Source organism: Antarcticimicrobium luteum (assembly GCF_004358185.1).
GTDB lineage: Bacteria > Pseudomonadota > Alphaproteobacteria > Rhodobacterales > Rhodobacteraceae > Antarcticimicrobium > Antarcticimicrobium luteum.
In genome coordinates this window covers 286,766-303,453 of the sequence record NZ_SMUV01000073.1, presented here as the reverse complement: position 1 = coordinate 303,453, position 16,688 = coordinate 286,766, and the positions used below count along the sequence as shown (strand labels likewise).

At 61.6% G+C, this 16,688-nt stretch carries 18 protein-coding genes; 1 reads left to right on the top strand and 17 read right to left on the bottom strand.

Features of this window, described 5'->3' with window-relative positions; translation table 11 throughout:
* Positions 1-85 precede the first annotated feature (85 nt).
* From drmD to E1832_RS20010, 3 genes are all read right to left on the bottom strand, one after another.
* Positions 86-2,038 (bottom strand): DISARM system SNF2-like helicase DrmD, encoded by a 1,953-nt coding sequence (drmD, locus tag E1832_RS20020; RefSeq protein ID WP_133361548.1) that lies wholly within the window; start codon positions 2,036-2,038, stop codon positions 86-88.
* Positions 2,035-2,229 (bottom strand): type II toxin-antitoxin system Phd/YefM family antitoxin, encoded by a 195-nt coding sequence (locus tag E1832_RS20015; protein WP_133361547.1) that lies wholly within the window; start codon positions 2,227-2,229, stop codon positions 2,035-2,037. The genes drmD and E1832_RS20015 overlap by 4 nt, the downstream gene beginning before the upstream one ends.
* Positions 2,230-2,438: 209 nt before the next feature.
* On the bottom strand, positions 2,439-2,639 hold the full coding sequence (locus E1832_RS20010) for a helix-turn-helix transcriptional regulator (RefSeq protein ID WP_133361546.1): 201 nt from the start codon (positions 2,637-2,639) through the stop codon (positions 2,439-2,441).
* A gap of 677 nt (positions 2,640-3,316) precedes the next feature.
* On the opposite strand from E1832_RS20010, the gene E1832_RS20005 reads away from it, so the two are divergent.
* On the top strand, positions 3,317-4,147 hold the full coding sequence (locus E1832_RS20005; RefSeq protein WP_133361545.1) for a protein NO VEIN domain-containing protein: 831 nt from the start codon (positions 3,317-3,319) through the stop codon (positions 4,145-4,147).
* Between the two features lie 3 nt (positions 4,148-4,150).
* Here the strand turns inward: E1832_RS20005 and E1832_RS20000 are convergent, their stop codons facing one another.
* From E1832_RS20000 to E1832_RS19945, 14 genes are all read right to left on the bottom strand, one after another.
* On the bottom strand, positions 4,151-4,531 hold the full coding sequence (locus E1832_RS20000; protein WP_133361544.1) for a hypothetical protein: 381 nt from the start codon (positions 4,529-4,531) through the stop codon (positions 4,151-4,153).
* Positions 4,531-5,151, bottom strand: coding sequence for a recombinase zinc ribbon domain-containing protein (locus tag E1832_RS19995; protein WP_245514061.1), 621 nt, complete (start codon positions 5,149-5,151; stop codon positions 4,531-4,533). The genes E1832_RS20000 and E1832_RS19995 overlap by 1 nt, the downstream gene beginning before the upstream one ends.
* Complete coding sequence (locus tag E1832_RS23025; protein ID WP_245514062.1) at positions 5,087-5,599, bottom strand: alpha/beta hydrolase; 513 nt, start codon at positions 5,597-5,599, stop codon at positions 5,087-5,089. Before E1832_RS23025 ends, E1832_RS19995 begins: the two co-directional genes overlap by 65 nt.
* A gap of 105 nt (positions 5,600-5,704) precedes the next feature.
* Entirely contained in the window at positions 5,705-7,129 is a 1,425-nt protein-coding gene (locus E1832_RS19990) for a gamma-aminobutyraldehyde dehydrogenase (RefSeq protein WP_133361542.1), read from the bottom strand.
* Positions 7,130-7,163: 34 nt separating this feature from the next.
* A complete protein-coding gene (locus E1832_RS19985; RefSeq protein ID WP_133361541.1) occupies positions 7,164-7,973 on the bottom strand; it encodes an ABC transporter permease in 810 nt (269 codons plus the stop codon).
* On the bottom strand, positions 7,963-8,916 hold the full coding sequence (locus E1832_RS19980) for an ABC transporter permease (RefSeq protein WP_133361540.1): 954 nt from the start codon (positions 8,914-8,916) through the stop codon (positions 7,963-7,965). The genes E1832_RS19985 and E1832_RS19980 overlap by 11 nt, the downstream gene beginning before the upstream one ends.
* Complete coding sequence (locus E1832_RS19975; RefSeq protein WP_133361539.1) at positions 8,913-9,896, bottom strand: ABC transporter ATP-binding protein; 984 nt, start codon at positions 9,894-9,896, stop codon at positions 8,913-8,915. The genes E1832_RS19980 and E1832_RS19975 overlap by 4 nt, the downstream gene beginning before the upstream one ends.
* A gap of 60 nt (positions 9,897-9,956) precedes the next feature.
* Positions 9,957-11,120 (bottom strand): ABC transporter substrate-binding protein, encoded by a 1,164-nt coding sequence (locus tag E1832_RS19970; RefSeq protein ID WP_133361538.1) that lies wholly within the window; start codon positions 11,118-11,120, stop codon positions 9,957-9,959.
* A 121-nt stretch (positions 11,121-11,241) separates the two neighbouring features.
* Complete coding sequence (locus tag E1832_RS19965) at positions 11,242-12,144, bottom strand: LysR family transcriptional regulator (protein WP_133361537.1); 903 nt, start codon at positions 12,142-12,144, stop codon at positions 11,242-11,244.
* Positions 12,145-12,337: 193 nt separating this feature from the next.
* Complete coding sequence (hemN, locus tag E1832_RS19960; protein ID WP_133361536.1) at positions 12,338-13,693, bottom strand: oxygen-independent coproporphyrinogen III oxidase; 1,356 nt, start codon at positions 13,691-13,693, stop codon at positions 12,338-12,340.
* A gap of 51 nt (positions 13,694-13,744) precedes the next feature.
* Positions 13,745-14,428, bottom strand: coding sequence for an NnrU family protein (locus tag E1832_RS19955; protein ID WP_133361535.1), 684 nt, complete (start codon positions 14,426-14,428; stop codon positions 13,745-13,747).
* Entirely contained in the window at positions 14,425-14,640 is a 216-nt protein-coding gene (locus E1832_RS19950; RefSeq protein WP_133361534.1) for an NnrT protein, read from the bottom strand. The genes E1832_RS19955 and E1832_RS19950 overlap by 4 nt, the downstream gene beginning before the upstream one ends.
* A complete protein-coding gene (locus E1832_RS22610) occupies positions 14,637-14,801 on the bottom strand; it encodes a hypothetical protein (protein WP_165978937.1) in 165 nt (54 codons plus the stop codon). The genes E1832_RS19950 and E1832_RS22610 overlap by 4 nt, the downstream gene beginning before the upstream one ends.
* A 1-nt stretch (position 14,802) precedes the next feature.
* Entirely contained in the window at positions 14,803-16,686 is a 1,884-nt protein-coding gene (locus tag E1832_RS19945) for a nitric oxide reductase activation protein NorD (RefSeq protein ID WP_133361533.1), read from the bottom strand.
* Positions 16,687-16,688: the final 2 nt, after the last annotated feature.

Sequence of the window (16,688 nt, the reverse complement as noted above, 5' to 3'; positions counted from 1 at the left end):
TTCGACATCTCTGATCTCCTTCTCGTCGAAGATCAGCAGACCGCAAATCGTAGCCTACGTCAGTGTCCGAATTTCGGGGGGTAGCTCAGTCAGTCTCGCGTTGAGCGTATCGAAAGTAACGGCAAAAGACTGTTTTGGCTGGCTGCAATTTCCGATCAATTCGACCATTTCGTTGCTCGAGCCTCGATGGATTCCAAGGCAGGTCAAAGTGCAGCAGATCAGAACAATGGGATTGAAGATTGATGCCTTCTCGTGCTGCGTCCGTGCAAATGAGAATTCGCAGCGGCTCAGTGCTTGGATCAGCATTGAACGCTCGTTTTACGTCTTCCCGGCGATCAGAACCCGTTGCACCTGTGAACACACCGATCCGTTCATCGGCGAGGTCGGTGGCCGAAAGTGCCTCGCGCAAACGTCGCTCTAGCCAACGTCTGGTATCCTCCCATTCTGTAAAGATAATTAGACGACGCTGGTTCCAAGCCTCCCCGTCCAACATGTTTGCGCGAATCCAACCTACCAGCCAATCCACACGAGCGTCTGGCCGCGACAGTTGCTTCTCTGCTAGTGTGAGCATCTCATCGACGGCAGCGAGCTCAGATATCAGTTCCTGACGAGACGCATCGACAACTCCCGCGGACGAGGCCGCGCTTGCGCTTGCTTCTGCATCTTCATCGAATGCCTGCTCAGCGCTCTCGTCTTCGAGACCCAATTCAGCGCTCTCTTCAGCCGAGAGGGAGCTAACAAAACTGGCGGCTGAGTTCTCGATCCGAGCAACTTCAGTTCCGTCTAACACCTTTTGGAGGGTCACCCGATGAGCTTTCAGCGTGCGATGGAACGCGGCCACCGAAGATAGAAGGCGCTGCTGAAGCCCAACGAATGTCAGTTTGGCGATTGCGGCCTTGCCACTCGGTAGTTTGGCAATCCGCGCCATTCGAAGTTCACCATATGCGCCGAGTTGACGGGCCAATTCCAGCTCAGGTGTGCTTTCCGACAAGCCGTCGAGAATGATCGGCTCGACAACCCGCTCGGGGAAAGCCTCTCCGAGACGGCGCAGATCGGATTTCAAACGGCGAACCATCACTGGTTCCAGGTCTTTGGGACGAACTTCAACACCCCGCGTGAAGCGCTGAGGGTCAAGCATTTCGAGCAAAGCTGAGAAGCTGTTGGAGTGACCGTTGTGCGGAGTGGCTGTCAGGAACAGTCTGTGCTCAAAGCGTTCCCCGAGCTCCCTGACCGCCTTTGTAAGCTGGCTGGATACAGCGTAACGGGTACCAGCGGACGGGGCGGCATGGTGTGCTTCATCCAAGATCAGAAGCGCCCGAGCTCGAAACTCACCAAGGACGTCCCGCAAACCAGCTGCGTAGGTTTCGTCGGTCATCAATCGGTGCGAAATGATAAACCGGGAGCCTGTGGTCCATGGGTTGACCGAAAACCCTCTGGTGCGCCTGAGATCACCGACTCGTTCACGGTCAATTATTTCAAACGACAGGCCGAACTTTGCCTCCAATTCGTCTTTCCATTGAATAGTCATTGCGGGAGGCGCGGCGATAACGATGAAATCTATCCGTCGACGCAGTAAGAGTTCTCTGGCAATCAGCCCGGCTTCGATCGTCTTCCCGAGACCAACGTCATCTGCAATGAGGAGATTGACGCGTGGCAGGCGAAGAGCTTTTCTGAGTGGTAGCAATTGGTATGCATCAAGCCTGATCCCAGCCCGGAAAGGCGACTGAAGGAGGTCTCGGTCTGCGGCAGTCGCCGACTTCCAGCGGATCGCCCGGATATGCGCGGCCAAGACTTCGGGGCTGTCCGGCTGCCCATGCCCGACGCCACTCCAGCGATCATCGTCAAGAAGCTTCCCATTGATCTCGGCATCCCAAAGAACCTCAAGCTGTTCGCCTTGTGCGTCATCAGCGATGCAGGAGAGGCCCAATGTCGAAAGGTCGCTCGCGTCACCCAACAAGGATTCGACAAGCCACTGCTTGCCTCGGACCTCGACGAAATCGCCTTGCGTAATGCCGTTACTGGGGGAACCACTCTTCATTTTCCGCCATCTCCAATCATACTGTCGGGTTTGGCCGGTGCTTGGAGAGCCGTGAGGCGATTGTACTCCTCAATCGCGATAACAACTACGACTGTCCGGCCGTACTTGTCGATTGCCACCGGTTCAGCTCGAGCGGTGTCGATCAGTCTTCCGAAGCTGTTCTTTGCGTCCCGCGCCGCCATATGCTGCATAGCCCGCCTCCTGTTGAGGTGGAGCTATTGTAGCCACCATTGAGCTGGCTTGATAGAGAGAAACGGGCTGCGAGCGGGCGACTCGCAACCCGTACTTGGTCGTTGGAAAGACGTGGATAACGCCTCGCGAATGCTGACCTCCGTATGGGTCGGCCTGATCGGATAGGCGCGAAGTCGAGCCCAGTGGGTTCGACTCCTAGTCTGTTGGGTCAGCCTTCGGCCAGCAACTCGTCAGGAACGCTTTGAACCTGGCGTTCAAACGCCTCTACGTCGGACAGTCTGTACACGACCCGGCCACCGATCTTCAGGTATCGCGGACCTTCCTGGACCCAACGCCAGCGCTCGAGTGTTCGGTGGCTGATCTTCCAGCGGGCCGCCAGTTCTTTCTGATTCACACATACTTCGTTCATTTTCGTCTCCTTTTGCGCAACTCACTTCGGTCGCAAGAGAACGAATGCGTGAGAAGAAAACCTATTCAAGTCGGTATGTTGCGTGCTTTGAGGCTATGTTTGAAACAGGCGGATAGAGCGTAAATTGGCGCTCTGCATCGAAAACATGTCGTATCCTTCGCGGCAGCGCGATGCCCATCGGAATGGGGTCGGACACTTTTCTCAAGATTTCAGGGATTTTCGTGGCGTCTGGACTCGACCCGAACTGCCAAAACAGCCGATTTAATTCTCGAGTCATTTCCTCCGCCATTATCCCCATTGCGAACCAGTGACACCGCCCTGACGGGCACGGATTTTTCCGTGTTATCAAAGGAGTTTGCGTGAACCGACCGAACCTCATAGACGCGCCGCCAGGCCGAAGCTGGGCTCAGAATGGCCCTCAGTCTCAGTTTGGGCGAACCTCGCCCGTTTCGGTTCGGTCTCGTTTTCTCGTTACCTTTCAATGCACTGCTGCCGAACCCCGCCAAAACCCAAACGTGCGTTCCGAACGACATCGATGGCAACATAGCCAGAACACGCGGTAGGCGCGTTGCTCGGGATGCCAGCGTAGATTGGCGGATTTCTTGGGTGGGTTCGCATCCAATTCCCCCGACGAAACTGCTGATGACAAATGATTTTTTCGTGTCTAGCCTGGCCGCATGTCGAACGGGCCTTGGACAGATGCAGAGAATGACCTGATCGTCGCGGATTACTTCGCGATGCTGTCTGCTGACTTTGCTGGCCAGTCCTATAACAAGGTCGCGCACAATCGCGATCTTCAGACCCAGATCGACCGCAACCGCAGTTCAATTGAGTTCAAGCACCAGAACATCAGCGCGGTTCTCAGGGCCCTTGGAGAGGACTGGATCCCCGGCTACAAGCCCGCACAAAACTACCAAGGCACACTGGAAGATGCGGTGGTGCGTTGGCTGGAACTCAACCCCGGCTGGCTGTCCCGCATTCAGGACCGGCCCGCGATGGGCCTCCGCGAGGCGGCTCAACTTTGGATTGGACCGCCCCCGACGCTCAGCAACCAGCCGCCTCCGGCTGAACTTGAGCAAACCATCGCTACCGCCCGCAAATTCGATGTGGCGGAGCGTGACGAGCGCAACCGTGCGCTTGGCCGGGCGGGAGAGGAACGCGCGCTGGCGCATGAGAAAGCGGTATTGGCTGGCTCCGGGCGCTCTGATCTTGCTTCAAAGGTGCGATGGGTCTCGGAGGAAGATGGGGATCGTGCGGGGTATGATATCGCCAGCTATGCTCCAGATGGTCGGCCCCGTCTGATTGAAGTGAAGACGACCAACGGCTGGGAACGCACACCATTCCATATCTCGCGCAACGAACTGGCTGTTGCCGACGAACGGCGGGCGGACTGGTGCCTCATGCGGCTCTATCACTTTGCACGCGAGCCGAAGGCGTTCGAACTGCGCCCGCCGCTCGACGCCCACGTATCGCTGACCGCCACGAGTTTTCAGGCCAGCTTTCATTGAGCGTCAGTCAAACACCTTTTCAGGCTGCTGGGCCCACGGCAGCTCCGCCACACCGCAGAGATCAAAGATCGACAGCACCGTCGGCTCACGCCGCAGGACAACCCTTTCCAGCACCGATGGCGAGAGCCATGCCAGCCGGATCACACGGCTGACATAGCGGTCGGAGATGCCTTCTTCTCTGGCGAGATCGGCGATGGTGGTGACGTCGCCGCGCTCCAGCCTGCGGCGCCAGTCCCACGCGCGGCCGATGGCGCGTAGAAGGCGGGCATCCTGCCCGCGTTCCATGGCCACCTCGATCTCCTTGGGCGGCAGGATGCGGGGGCGGCCGCCGCGATTGCGCATGGTGAGGGGGATGTGGACGCGGAGGGTTTCTGGCTCTGCCATCACGCCAGCTCCGACTTGGCCGGGGCCATGAGGGCAGCAATAGCGCCCAAGCCCTCATGGCGGAGATCGACCGCCAGACCGGCGTCGCTGGCGGTGACCCGCGCCACCAGAAGCCTGACCACGCGCGCCTGCTCGGCCGGGATCAGCGCCTTCCACATGTCGTCGAACTGGGTGAGCGACGCGCTGATCGCCGCCTCGCCAAGGTCTGGCCGATCCTTGCGCAGGGTCCGCGACACCCGCGCGGCGACCTCTGGAGTGCGTAGTAGGCGGCGGATTTCGCCGACGACGGCATCCTCGACCATGCCACCGGGCAGCCGCTGCGGGCCTCGGATCTCGGCCTTGGGCCGTTTCTTGATCGCGTCCATCGAGACATAGTAGCGATAGCGTCGCGTGCCCTTCTTGGTGTGATGGGGCGTCATCGCGACGCCGGTCTCAGTGAAGATCAACCCGCGCAGCAGTGCTGGTGATGGTTCCTTGGCAACGGCAACCCGCCGCGACCGGTTGTTCGCGATTACATCATGGACGTCGTCCCACAGCGTCTCGTCTATGATCGCGTCATGTTCGCCCGGGTAGGCCGTGCCCTTGTGCACGGCGAGGCCGCGATAGACCTTGTTGTGCAGGGTCTTGAGCAGCGAAGTCTTGTCGTAAGACCGCGAATGCGGGAATTCTTCCGTCCGACAAATCGTTCTGCATCTGTACACGGTCTTCAAACGTCTGCGCGATGTCCCAGTCCGCAAATATCCCGCACACCAATTCATCCGGGGTTGCCTCGCAGAACCGCTCCAGGCGCTCTATGTCATAGCGTGCGCCAGCCAGCGCCAGCGCGGTAAACCCGCCCAGCGAATGCCCCGCCATGAAGACCTGATCGGGATCGATTTGCACCGGAAATGCGCCCGGCGAGACAGCGAAATCGATCATGCGGGCTGCCTGAGCGTCCGCGATGCGCAGGGAGCGGACTTTGTAAAGTCTGGTTTGCCGGGCACTCAGGAATGACGTGACCCGGCCCAAAAGAGACATCGACTGGTTGACGAGATGCCGCGCCGCAGCTTTTGTAGTGCGGCCATTCATGTTTGGGCTCGAGCATGCAACACCTCGAGGACGAGCGGGAGTGCTCATTCAAACGCGGACACCGGTCCCGGATGGCGTCCGGTGTCCGCGTCCAAACATGCTCCGTCAGTGCGCGACCATCACATGGCGTACAACTGAATAGTCCTCGAGCGCATAGGACGACATGTCCTTGCCATAGCCGGACTGTTTCATCCCGCCATGGGGCATCTCATTGGCCAGCATGAAATGGGTGTTCACCCAGGTGCAGCCATATTGCAAACTTGCGGCGACCTGCATGCCTTTGGACACGTCCTTTGTCCAAACCGATGACGCGAGACCATAGTCGCTGTCATTGGCCCAAGTAACCGCTTGGTCGGCGTCCTCAAACCGGGTGACGGACACGACAGGACCAAAGACTTCGCGCCGCACGATCTCGTCGCATTGCAAAGCGCCTGCGACCACGGTCGGTTTGTAGAAGAACCCGCCACCTTCGGGCGCGTCCCCGCCTGTGGTCACCTCGATATGGTTGGCTTCGCGAGCCCGTGCCACGAAACTTGCCACCCGGTCTCGTTGACGCAGGGAAATCAGCGGTCCCATTTCATTCAGACTGTCGTCGGGATTGGCATATTCGATTTGCGAAACGGCTTCGGTGAGTTTGCCGACGAACTCATCATAAATCGAAGCCTGCGCGTAAATTCGGCAGGCTGCGGTGCAATCCTGACCGGTGTTGTAAAACCCGAAGGCGCGAAGCCCCTCGACGGTGGCGTCGATATCTGCGTCCTCCAACACCAACACGGGGGCTTTGCCGCCAAGTTCGAGATGGGTGCGTTTGATCGTCTTGTTCGCCGCCTCAAGGATTTTGCGCCCGGTGGCAATGTCGCCGGTGATCGAGATCATCGCAACTTTCGGGTGATTGATGAGCGCGGAGCCGACGGTTTCACCGCGACCAAGGATAATGTTCACAACACCTTCAGGCAGGACATCGGCAAAGATTTTCGCCATGGCTAGCGCGGTAAGCGGTGTCTGTTCCGATGGCTTGAACACCACGGTGTTGCCGGCTCCGATGGCGGGGGCAATTTTCCACGCCATCATCATCAGCGGATAGTTCCACGGCGCAATGGACGCAACGATCCCGACGGGATCGCGGCGAACCATCGAGGTGAACCCCTCAAGATATTCACCGGCCATGGGCCCCGTCATGCAGCGCACCGCACCGGCAAAAAACCGAAAGCAATCCACGATCGCGGGCAGTTCGTCATTCAGGGCCAAGGGCCCCGGCTTGCCACAGTTGAGCGCCTCAAGCCGGGCCAGGTTTTCCGCCTCGGCCTCGATCCGGTCGGCGATTTTCAACAAATAGCCCGAGCGTTCACCGGGCGTGGTGCGTGACCAGCCGGCAAAGGCTTTTTCCGCCGCCGTGACGGCCTCTTCGACCTGCGTCAGAGAGGCCTCTGGAAGGGTGATGATGATCTCGCCAGTGCGCGGGTTAAAGATGTCTTCCTCGGTCTCGGTGCCTTTGACGAGCTTGGCGCCGATGAGCATTTGAGCGTCCATAGGGGTCTCCCAGTGTTTCTGGATGTGTCGGGGATTATTTATCGGAACCGGCGGTATGTTCGCCGTCACGTGTGAGGTAATAGGCGGCCAGGATCGGCAGCACGGTGACAAGCACGACCGCCATGGCAACCACGTTGGTCACCGGGCGTTGGCGCGGCCGGACAAGTTCTTCGAGCATCCAGATCGGCAAGGTGGTCTGGTTGCCCGCGGTAAATGTGGTGACGATCACCTCATCGAAACTGAGCGCAAAGGCCAGCATCCCGCCTGCAAGCAAAGCTGTCGCGATATTGGGCAGGATCACGAGGGTAAAGGTCTGCACCCCATCCGCGCCCAGATCCATCGCGGCATCGATCAGCGCACCAGAGGTCCGGCGAAACCGGGCGACCGCATTGTTGTAGACGATCACGATGCAAAAGGTGGCGTGCCCCAGCACGATGGTCCATGTCGAAAAGGGAATGTCCAACAAGGAGAACGCCGATCGCAGAGAAATCCCGGTGATGATCCCCGGCAAGGCGATCGGCAAGATCACCAGCAGGGATATCGTTTCGCGCCCAAAAAAACGCGAGCGGGCGACAGCGGCGGCGGTCAGCGTGCCCATGATCAGCGCCAGCGTGGTGGAAATCGCCGCGACCTTGAGTGAAAGCCCCAAAGCCTCCCAGACATCCGCACGGCCCAGGGTAACGCCGATCCATTTGGTCGTCAGGCCGGGGGGCGGCCATTGAAAGCTCTTTTCCTCGGTGGTGAAGGCATAGACAAAGATCAGCGCAATCGGGGCGAGCAAAAAGATCAGCCCGCCGATGGCCGAGAGTTTGAGGCCCAATGGGGCGCGTGTATCAGAGTGCATCGAAAGCCCCCATTTTGCGTGCGCCCCAGAGGTAAATCCCCATGACGACGATCGGAACGACGGTAAAGGCGGCGGCCAGCGGAATGTTTCCGGCGGTGCCTTGTTGGGTGTAAACCGCCTGACCGATAAACAGACGCGAGTTGCCTACAATTTGCGGCACGATGTAATCGCCAAGCGTCAGCGAGAACGTGAAGATGGAGCCCGCGATGATCCCCGGAAGCGCCAGCGGGAACAGCACCATGCGGAAGCTTTGGCGCGGCGTCGCGCCGAGATCAGAGGCCGCTTCAAGCAGCGCGCCGGGCACCCGTTCCAGCGAGGCCTGCACCGGGATGATCATGTAGGGCAGCCAGATATAGAGGAACACGAGAAAGGTGCCCATGTAGCTCACGGACAGAGAATTGCCGCCGATCACCGGGATCGACAAAACGCCATCAAGGGCCCAGGTCAGATGCAACTTGGCAAAAATCCACGTCAGGATGCCTTCTTTCGCAAGCACCAATTTCCACGCATAGACCTTGACCAGATAGCTCGACCACAATGGCAGCATCACACCGATGTAAAACAGCGCCTTCCATTTACCCTTGGCATAGCGCGCCGCGAAATAGGCGATGGGAAAGGCCAGCATAGCGGCGACCACGGTCACCGCTGCGGCCATGGCGACGGTGCGCAGGATGATGTCGAGATTATACGGCCGCAACAACTCGCCATAGGTCTTGAACGTGAATTCACGCACCACGACGCCAGAGAACTCATCAATCGAGAAAAAGCTCTGAATCAGCAGGGCGATCAGCGCGCCGATGTAAACGATGCCAAGCCACAGCGTGATCGGCAGCACCATCAGGAACACGAACATGCGTGGGTGACGGATCACCCAATCCACCTTGCGCGCCAAAGGCCCTGAGCGGGGCGCAAAGATCGCGGGTTGAGAGGCGTTGGGCCTCATGCCTCCAACTCCATGACATGGGCGCGGGACGCATCCCACGACACATAAGCGGTCTCGCCGATGTCCGGCGTGCTCTCATGGGCGGGGATCAGCGCGGTCAGGCTTTGGCCTTTGATGTCGAGCGAGAGTTTGGTTACCCGGCCGTGAAAGAATTTGCCCGTTACCGTGGCCGCAAGCCCCGCCTTATCAAGCGTGATATCTTCGGGCCGCAGGGACGCCCATTGCCCCATCTTCCCCACACCCGCAAGATCGGCGGGCACAACGTTCGAGGAACCGACGAAGTCGGCCACAAAGCGTGTGGAGGGGCGGCGATAAATGTCTTCTGCGCTCCCGATTTGTTGGATCTTGCCCTCGGCAAATACGGCCACGCGGTCGGCCATGGACAGCGCTTCGTCCTGGTCGTGGGTCACGAACACAAAGGTCAGGCCCAAGGAACGCTGGAGTTTGCGCAGCTCTTCTTGCATCTGTTCGCGCAGCTTGAGATCCAGTGCGCCCAAAGGTTCGTCCAAGAGCACCACGCGCGGCTTGTTGATCAAGGCCCGGGCCAAGGCCACGCGTTGACGTTGGCCGCCAGACAGCTCTCCGGCGCGGCGCGTGCCATAGCCAGCAAGCTCGACCAGCTCCAGCGTCTCTTCCGCGGCGCGGCGGCGTTCGGCCTTGCTCACCCCTTTGACGCGCAAGCCAAAGGCCACGTTGTCGAGCACATTCATATGAGGGAACAGCGCGTAGTTCTGGAACACCGTATTCACATTGCGCAAGTACGGCGGCACGCCTTCGGCACGCTCACCAAAAATTTCAATGCTCCCGGCGGTCGGTTGTTCGAACCCCGCAATCAGGCGCAGGCATGTGGTCTTCCCGGAGCCCGAGGGGCCGAGCATCGCAAAGAACTCGCCATCGTGAATAGCCAGATCGACCTCATCCACGGCTTTCACGGGTCCGAAGTGGCGCGACACGCCTCGGAAGGTCACTGCATCAGTCATTGTCAGTCTTTCAGGGGAGAATGTGGGCTGGCCCGAAAAGGCCAGCCCGTAGGGAAAGGATCAGCGCCCGCCGATCACACCGATGTAGTCCGAAACCCAACGGTAGTAGGGCACACAGCTGCCCTGACTTTCACAGCTGGACACCGGGGTGCGCCAGAACTTGATCCGGTCAAAATCATCAAGACCGTTCTCGGAACAGCCTGCTTCCGTCTGCATGCCAGACCCATCGGTACAGGCTTCCGGCACAGACGGCACGGCCCCGAACCACACGGACAGATCCGATTGGAGGTTCGAGTTCAGCGAATGCTCCATGAACTGATAGGCACAATTCGGATGTTCGGAGTCCGCATGCAGCATCAGCGTATCCGCCCAGCCTGTCGCGCCCTCGGACGGGATGGTCGAGGCAACCGGCACGCTGTCTGCTTTCAACAGGTTGACCATGAAGGGCCATGAGGACGAAGCCACCATGCCCTCGTTCTTGAAATCGTCGATCTGGATAAACGCATCGTGCCAGTAGCGCGACACTAGCTTGCGTTGGGCGCGCAACACGTCGAGCGCGGCAGCATATTGATCCTCGTTGAGCTCATAGGGGCTTGTGATGCCCAACTCCGGCTGATGCGCCATCAGATACATCGCGGCATCGGCGATATAGATCGGCCCATCATAGGCTTGCACCCGGCCCGAATTGCTTTCGCTGTCTGGCAGGGTCATTTCCTTGAACACCACGTCCCAGCTGGTCGGGGCCTCGGGGAAGACTTCGGTGTTGTACATCAACACGTTCGGCCCCCACATGAACGGCGTGCCATAGTGGGTGCCTTTGACCGTGTGCCAAGGCGCGTCTTTCAGACGATCATCAACGCGTGCCCAGCTCGGGATCAAATCCGTGTTGATCGGCTGGACCCGTTTGCCCGCGATCAGGCGCAGCGAGGCGTCACCAGAGGCGGTCACCAGATCAAATCCGCCTTCGTTCATCAAAGCGACCATCTCATCGGAGGTATTCGCGGTCTTGACCTCGACCTTGCAGCTGGTGGCCTCTTCGAATTTGGTCACCCAGTCAAAGGCAGCTTCGGTTTCGCCGCGCTCGATATAGCCCGGCCATGCGACGATGGAGACGATGCCCTCACCTGCGCCCAACTCGGTCGGCATGTCAGCGGCGCAGAGCGGAAGCGCGGTGGCGGCGACGAGCGCGAGGCCAGAGACGCACCCGTTGAAAATCTGTTTCATGTTTGTTTTCCCCTATTGCGATGGGAGACCTCTCTCCCTTGGCTATAGGCTGTGAAAAACAAGCGGGTTTCACAAATTCAATTCTCAGGTTCTTGGTATCGGAAAAACAAATACCGTAAAATTACTTTGTGCTTTTATGGGCTTGTGCGGCCAAAACAAATTCACGCGCGACACGCGGTAAAGGCGCCCCTTTACGCCAGACGGTCCCAACCTGCACAACTGGTAGGCTTCCCGACACATCACGCGACACGATCCGGTCGCCTTCAAGGGACCACCGGCGGTAAACGATCTCTGGCAACAGCGCGACTCCCGCACCCGTGGCCACCAAGGACCGCACCGCCTCCACCGAGCGCGTGCGAAAGGCAACCCTCGGGCGCGCGCCAAAGGCCGAAAGCAGTTTTCGCGTCGCGAGTTCAATCTCGTCGATGCGCAGCATGATCATTGGCTCGTCTGACAAATCCTCGATCGAGACCGAGGGTCGTGTCGCCAACTCATGCCCATTTGGCAGCCAAAGTTGATAGGGTGAGGTGTCGATGATCTCGGAGTGAAGCGCCATGCGATCGCGCATATTGCTCGTGACCATGACGGCCACATCCAACTCGCCACCGATCAAAAGATGTTCGAGGTAATCGCCGCTGTCCTCGACCGCGGTGACCTCGACTTTGGGGTTGGCGCGCCGGAAACGCGCAAGAATATCCGAGAGCACATACCCCGCCACAAGGGATGTGACGCCGACATGAAGGGTTCCGCTCAGGGTTTCACCTTCTTGCGAGAGGGCTTGGCGCGCATCCGAAACCCCCGCGAGAATCCCCGTCGCATGGCGCAGGAATTGATGGCCTTTCTGCGTGATATCGAGGCCACGCGGATGGCGATCAAACAGCGACACCCCCAGATCGATTTCCAACTCCCGGATGGCTTCGGTCACCGCAGATTGCGAGATTGCCAACGCCTGCGCCGCACCGGAGACGGTTCCGACCTCGGCCACAGCCATGAAGTATCGAAGCTGTTTGAGCGTGAAGGCCATGTCATTCCTGCTGCCAAGATCCTCGCAGACGATATTCCCCGCACCAACGGCAAGCAAAGCGGAAAACGTGCCGCGCGGGTTTTGTGGGCATGTCCCAAGCCTCCCGCTTGGGCCGCTTTAAGGGTCAGGACTCATAGCCAATAGATGACGGTTGCGGCGAGTGCGATTGCGGACATAAATACCGTTGGGGACCCTAGCTAGCCTGACTGTAGTGCGCGCCAGCTTCAGAATAGGCATCATAGGCGCTGGCGATGATCCGGGTCAGCGGCCGTCCGGACCGACGTATCGACAAGGCGTTGTCGCCGAGGTCAACGAAAGCACCGAACCGGTTGGCGATCTGACGGTGTATCGGGGCAAGACCCGCCGCGGGCGGGCCGAACTCTGCCTCGAGCGCCGGAATGTTCAGCGTCATGTCGCACATCAGCATCTCGATCGCGCGGGCGCGCAGCAGGTCTTCTGGTGAAAAGACATGCCCGCGCGATCCCGCAAGCTTGCCAGCGTCAATGCGTTGCGTATAGGCCGCCGTGGCCGGAGCGTTCTGGACATAACCGCCCGGCAGGCGTGAAATCGACGACGCGCCGAGGCCGATCAGCACCGGGCAATGGTCGGCGGTATAGCCCTGGAAGTTGCGCCGCAGGCGGCCGGACCAGGCCGCTTGGCACAGTTCGTCCGCAGGGCGGGCGAAATGGTCGATCCCGATGGGGGTGAACCCGGACTCGGAAAAGAGGCTCGCCGCGGTTTCGGCCAGGCGGTAGCGGGCGCGTTCGTCTGGCAGAGCCGTTTCGTCGATCAGCTTCTGACGCTTGGACATCCAGGGCACGTGGGCGTAACCGAACAGGGCGATCCGGTCGGGGGCGAGGATGCGCACCTTGTCGACCGTGTCGATCAGGCGCGCCTCGGTCTGGTGGGGCAGCCCGTAGACGAGATCGGTATTGAGAGAGTTTACGCCGGCCTCGCGCAGGTCGTTCACGCAATCCCGTGTCACGTCGAAGGGCTGTATGCGCCCGATCGAGGCCTGCACCAGCGGGTCGAAATCCTGGATTCCGATGGACGCTCGGTTCATGCCCTCGGCGGCTAGGGCGGCGATCTTGTCGCGGTCCACCATCGTCGGATCGATCTCGACCGAGAATTCCCAATCCTCGCTTGGCGGAATGACGGATTTCACCGCTTGGGCCAGACGGTGGATCATCTGCGGGGGCAGGATCGTGGGCGTGCCGCCGCCCCAGTGCAGCCGTCCCATACGCAGCCCGCGGGGCAGGATGGATCGGATCAGGGCGAGTTCGGCTTCGAGGGTTTCAAGGTAGCTTTCCACCGGGCTGAGGGTTTTCGTACCCTGTGTGCGGCACGCGCAGAACCAGCAGAGCCGCTCGCAGAACGGGATGTGCACGTAGACCGAGACCGGCTGTGCCGGATCGAGGTTCGATAGTTGCTCGGTCTGGAACGGGCTTCCGGTGTCCGTGCTGAAAACCGGCGCGGTGGGATACGAGGTGTAGCGGGGCACCCGGGCATCGAAGAGGCCGAGGGATTCGAGGCGTTGCATCTGTGTCATGGCTCCCGAATGCCGGATTCCGGCCGCGCAGACTTTGCGCCTGCGCAAGGTTCACACCGGAAGCGGCGAAACGCCGAACAACATGGCATGCGCGTGCAGCAGCCCGGCCCACAGGACGAGCCCGACGGCGGCGCGCAACGCCAGCGCGCGCCGGTTTGCCCGCCACCACGCCGCGCACCCGAGCGGGCGGAGCGACAGTATCGCGGATTGCCCGAAGAAGTCCGGGCCTTCGAGACGGCGCGCCCGCGCGTCGAACAACGGGATCGCGGCAAGCGACAGGGCGGCGAAGCCGCCGAACAGGATCACATGCGCAAGATCGCCATTGGGCAGCACATGCGCCCCCGCCCAGAGGGCCAGGGCCAGAAGCAGGGGGTGCCGCGTGACGGCGGCCAGGCCGGGATTGCCGGGATCGAACGTGGCGCCGCGCTTTGCGCCGACGGTATGCGGCTGGCGAATCCCGAACCCGGCGGCGGCAAGCACCAGTGCAAGCGGCATGACGAGGTTCGGCACCCAACGCATCCACGGCTCTTGCGGCCAGAGCATGACGAAGGGCGCGCGCCCCGCGGCCGCGATGATCCAGGCGAGGATCGCCAGCGACACAAGGCCGTAGACGCTGAAGTAGGTGCGGCGTCCGACAAGGGCGATCAGGCGCCCGCGCAGATCCCGGAGCCGGGGCACGAAATGGCTTCCGGCAAACGCCGCCATGGCCAGGGTGAATTCCAGCCATCCGTTCACGGATCGGCCTCGTGCATCAGCTTCGCGATATGGCGCGCGAAGGCCCAGGCGGCGGGCAGGCCAAGCGGTACGCCCCAAGCGGCCGCCTGCCATGGCGTCATGACGGGCCAGCCCAGCCAGGAGCCGATCAGCGAGGCGAAGAACAGGTTCACGGCCACCGCACCCGCGCCAAACGGATAAAGCCCCGCCACGAGTTTCCAGGACGGTGTCATCGGCGGTTCACCATCCAATGTACCGCAAACAGCGCGGTGACGAGCATCAGCGAGGCGATCAGGAACCAGAACTCGGCCGCTTCGGTCTGGGGTTGCGGGATCGGACGCTCGAACGCGAGGGCGGGTCCGGCGCTGAGTAAAAGGGGAATCAGGTAGCGCATGTTAGGTCTCCAGTGTCAGGGATTGATAGATTTCGGGCAAGGCCTGTGGCAGGCGCGCTGGATCAGGCAGGAGCGTGAACCCCCCGCGTCCGAAGATACGCGCGAACCAGTCCTGCCCGTCCGCGTCGACGATGATGCCGTGCACGGCATGGCCCTGTGCGCGGGCCTCGCGGACGGCCATGCGGCTGTCCTCGATCCCGTGCTGGCCTTCGTAGTGGTCGAGGTCGTTCGGCTTGCCGTCCGTCAGGACCAGCAGAAGCCGCCGCGTGGCGCCTTCGTCGGAAAGCTGCGCGGTGCCATGCCGGATGGCGGCGCCGAGGCGGGTGTAATGCCCGGGACGCAGGCCGCCGATACGTGCCGTGGCCCCGGCCGACATCGGCTCGTCGAAGCCTTTGCAATGGTGAAGGAAAACGCGGTCGCGGCGGAGCGAGGAGAACCCCCAGATGCCCAGCCTGTCGCCGGCGGTGTCGATCCCGGCGGCCAGCGCCGAGACGGCATCCTTCGCCGTGTCGATCACCGGCCGGTCGCCCACGACCGCCTCGGTCGAGCGGGAGCAGTCCATCAGCAGGGCGACGGACAGGTCGCGCGCCATGGGGCGGCTGGCCTGCCAGACGCGGTCCGATCCTTCGTGGCCCATCCCGAGATCCACCTCGCGCGCGACCAGGGCATCGAGATCGATCTCGTCCCCGTCGAGCTGGCGCGGCAGCATCACGCGGCGCGGGTGAAGCGGGGCGAATTGCTGGCGCACCCGCGCGACCAGGCGGGGATCGGGGTGGTAGCTGTCGGACGGCTGGGCCGGCGCTTCGAGAACGCGCACATGGTCGGGCATGTAGCTTGCGCTGCGGCGGTTCCATTCGGGATAGGTGTGCTTGCCGGCCAGGCGTTCGTGCTCGGCGTCCTGCGGCGACAGGTCGAGCGACACGCGCAGGCGGGTGGCCGCGCGGCGTGCATGTTCGCTGAGCGTGATGTGATCCTGGTCCTCGGCGGCCTTGGCGGCGTTGTCCTGGTCGTCGTCGTCGACCATGCGGTTGATGTTGAGGCTTTCCGCCCAGGAGAGGATCGCCTCGAAGCGGTGGACGATGAAACTGTCGCGGCGGTCGGCCTGCTCGCGGGCTTCGCGCCGGCCTTCCTTTCGCATCGGCAGGCTCAGCGTTTCGGATGGCGCCTCGGCCGGGTCGGCGGCGGCACCGGCCCCCGCGGCGCGGTCACGCAGCCGAAGCCAGATCGGGACCGGCGCATAGCTGCGGTAGCCGCGCGGAGCCGGGCAATCCAGACATTCGTCGTCCGTAGACCTGCCGCAAAGCTGGTCGAGGATCATGCGTTCGACCCCGGCCTCGCAGCGCGGCAGCCCCGGGCGGCGGCGGGTCGCGACGATGTGGCGGCACATCGCCTGGTAGGGGTGGCGCAGGCCCGGGCAGACGGCGAAGGCCGCGTCGGATGCGGCGGAAAGCGCCGCGATCTCGGCCCGGTCGCGCATCAGCGGGTCGGGCGACGGGTCCGGCAGGGTGACCGAGGCGGCCAGCGCGGCCAGCCAGAGATAGGCCTGGCGGTTCAGCGCCTCGGTCGGGAAGCTGTCCATCCGGGGCGGCAGGCGCAGGCGCTCGCCGTCATAGTCGGTGACGTACTGCACCTCCTGGACCGTGCCGAGACGGCGCAGGCGTTTCAGGCGGTGGCCGGAGGGCGACGGCGGGGCGGTGACGATCTCCACCCCGTCCGGCCCGCCGAGCGCGCGGAACAGTGCCGCGACACTCGGGCGGACCGTCTCGAGCGCCACGGCGGCGCCGGACTCGGCGCCGGGCGCGTCGCGCCCGAGCCGGCTGGCCATGTCGTGCCAGATCGTGCCGACAGCTTCTTCGGGTTCCAGAAGGTCAAGGGCGCTGATCATGG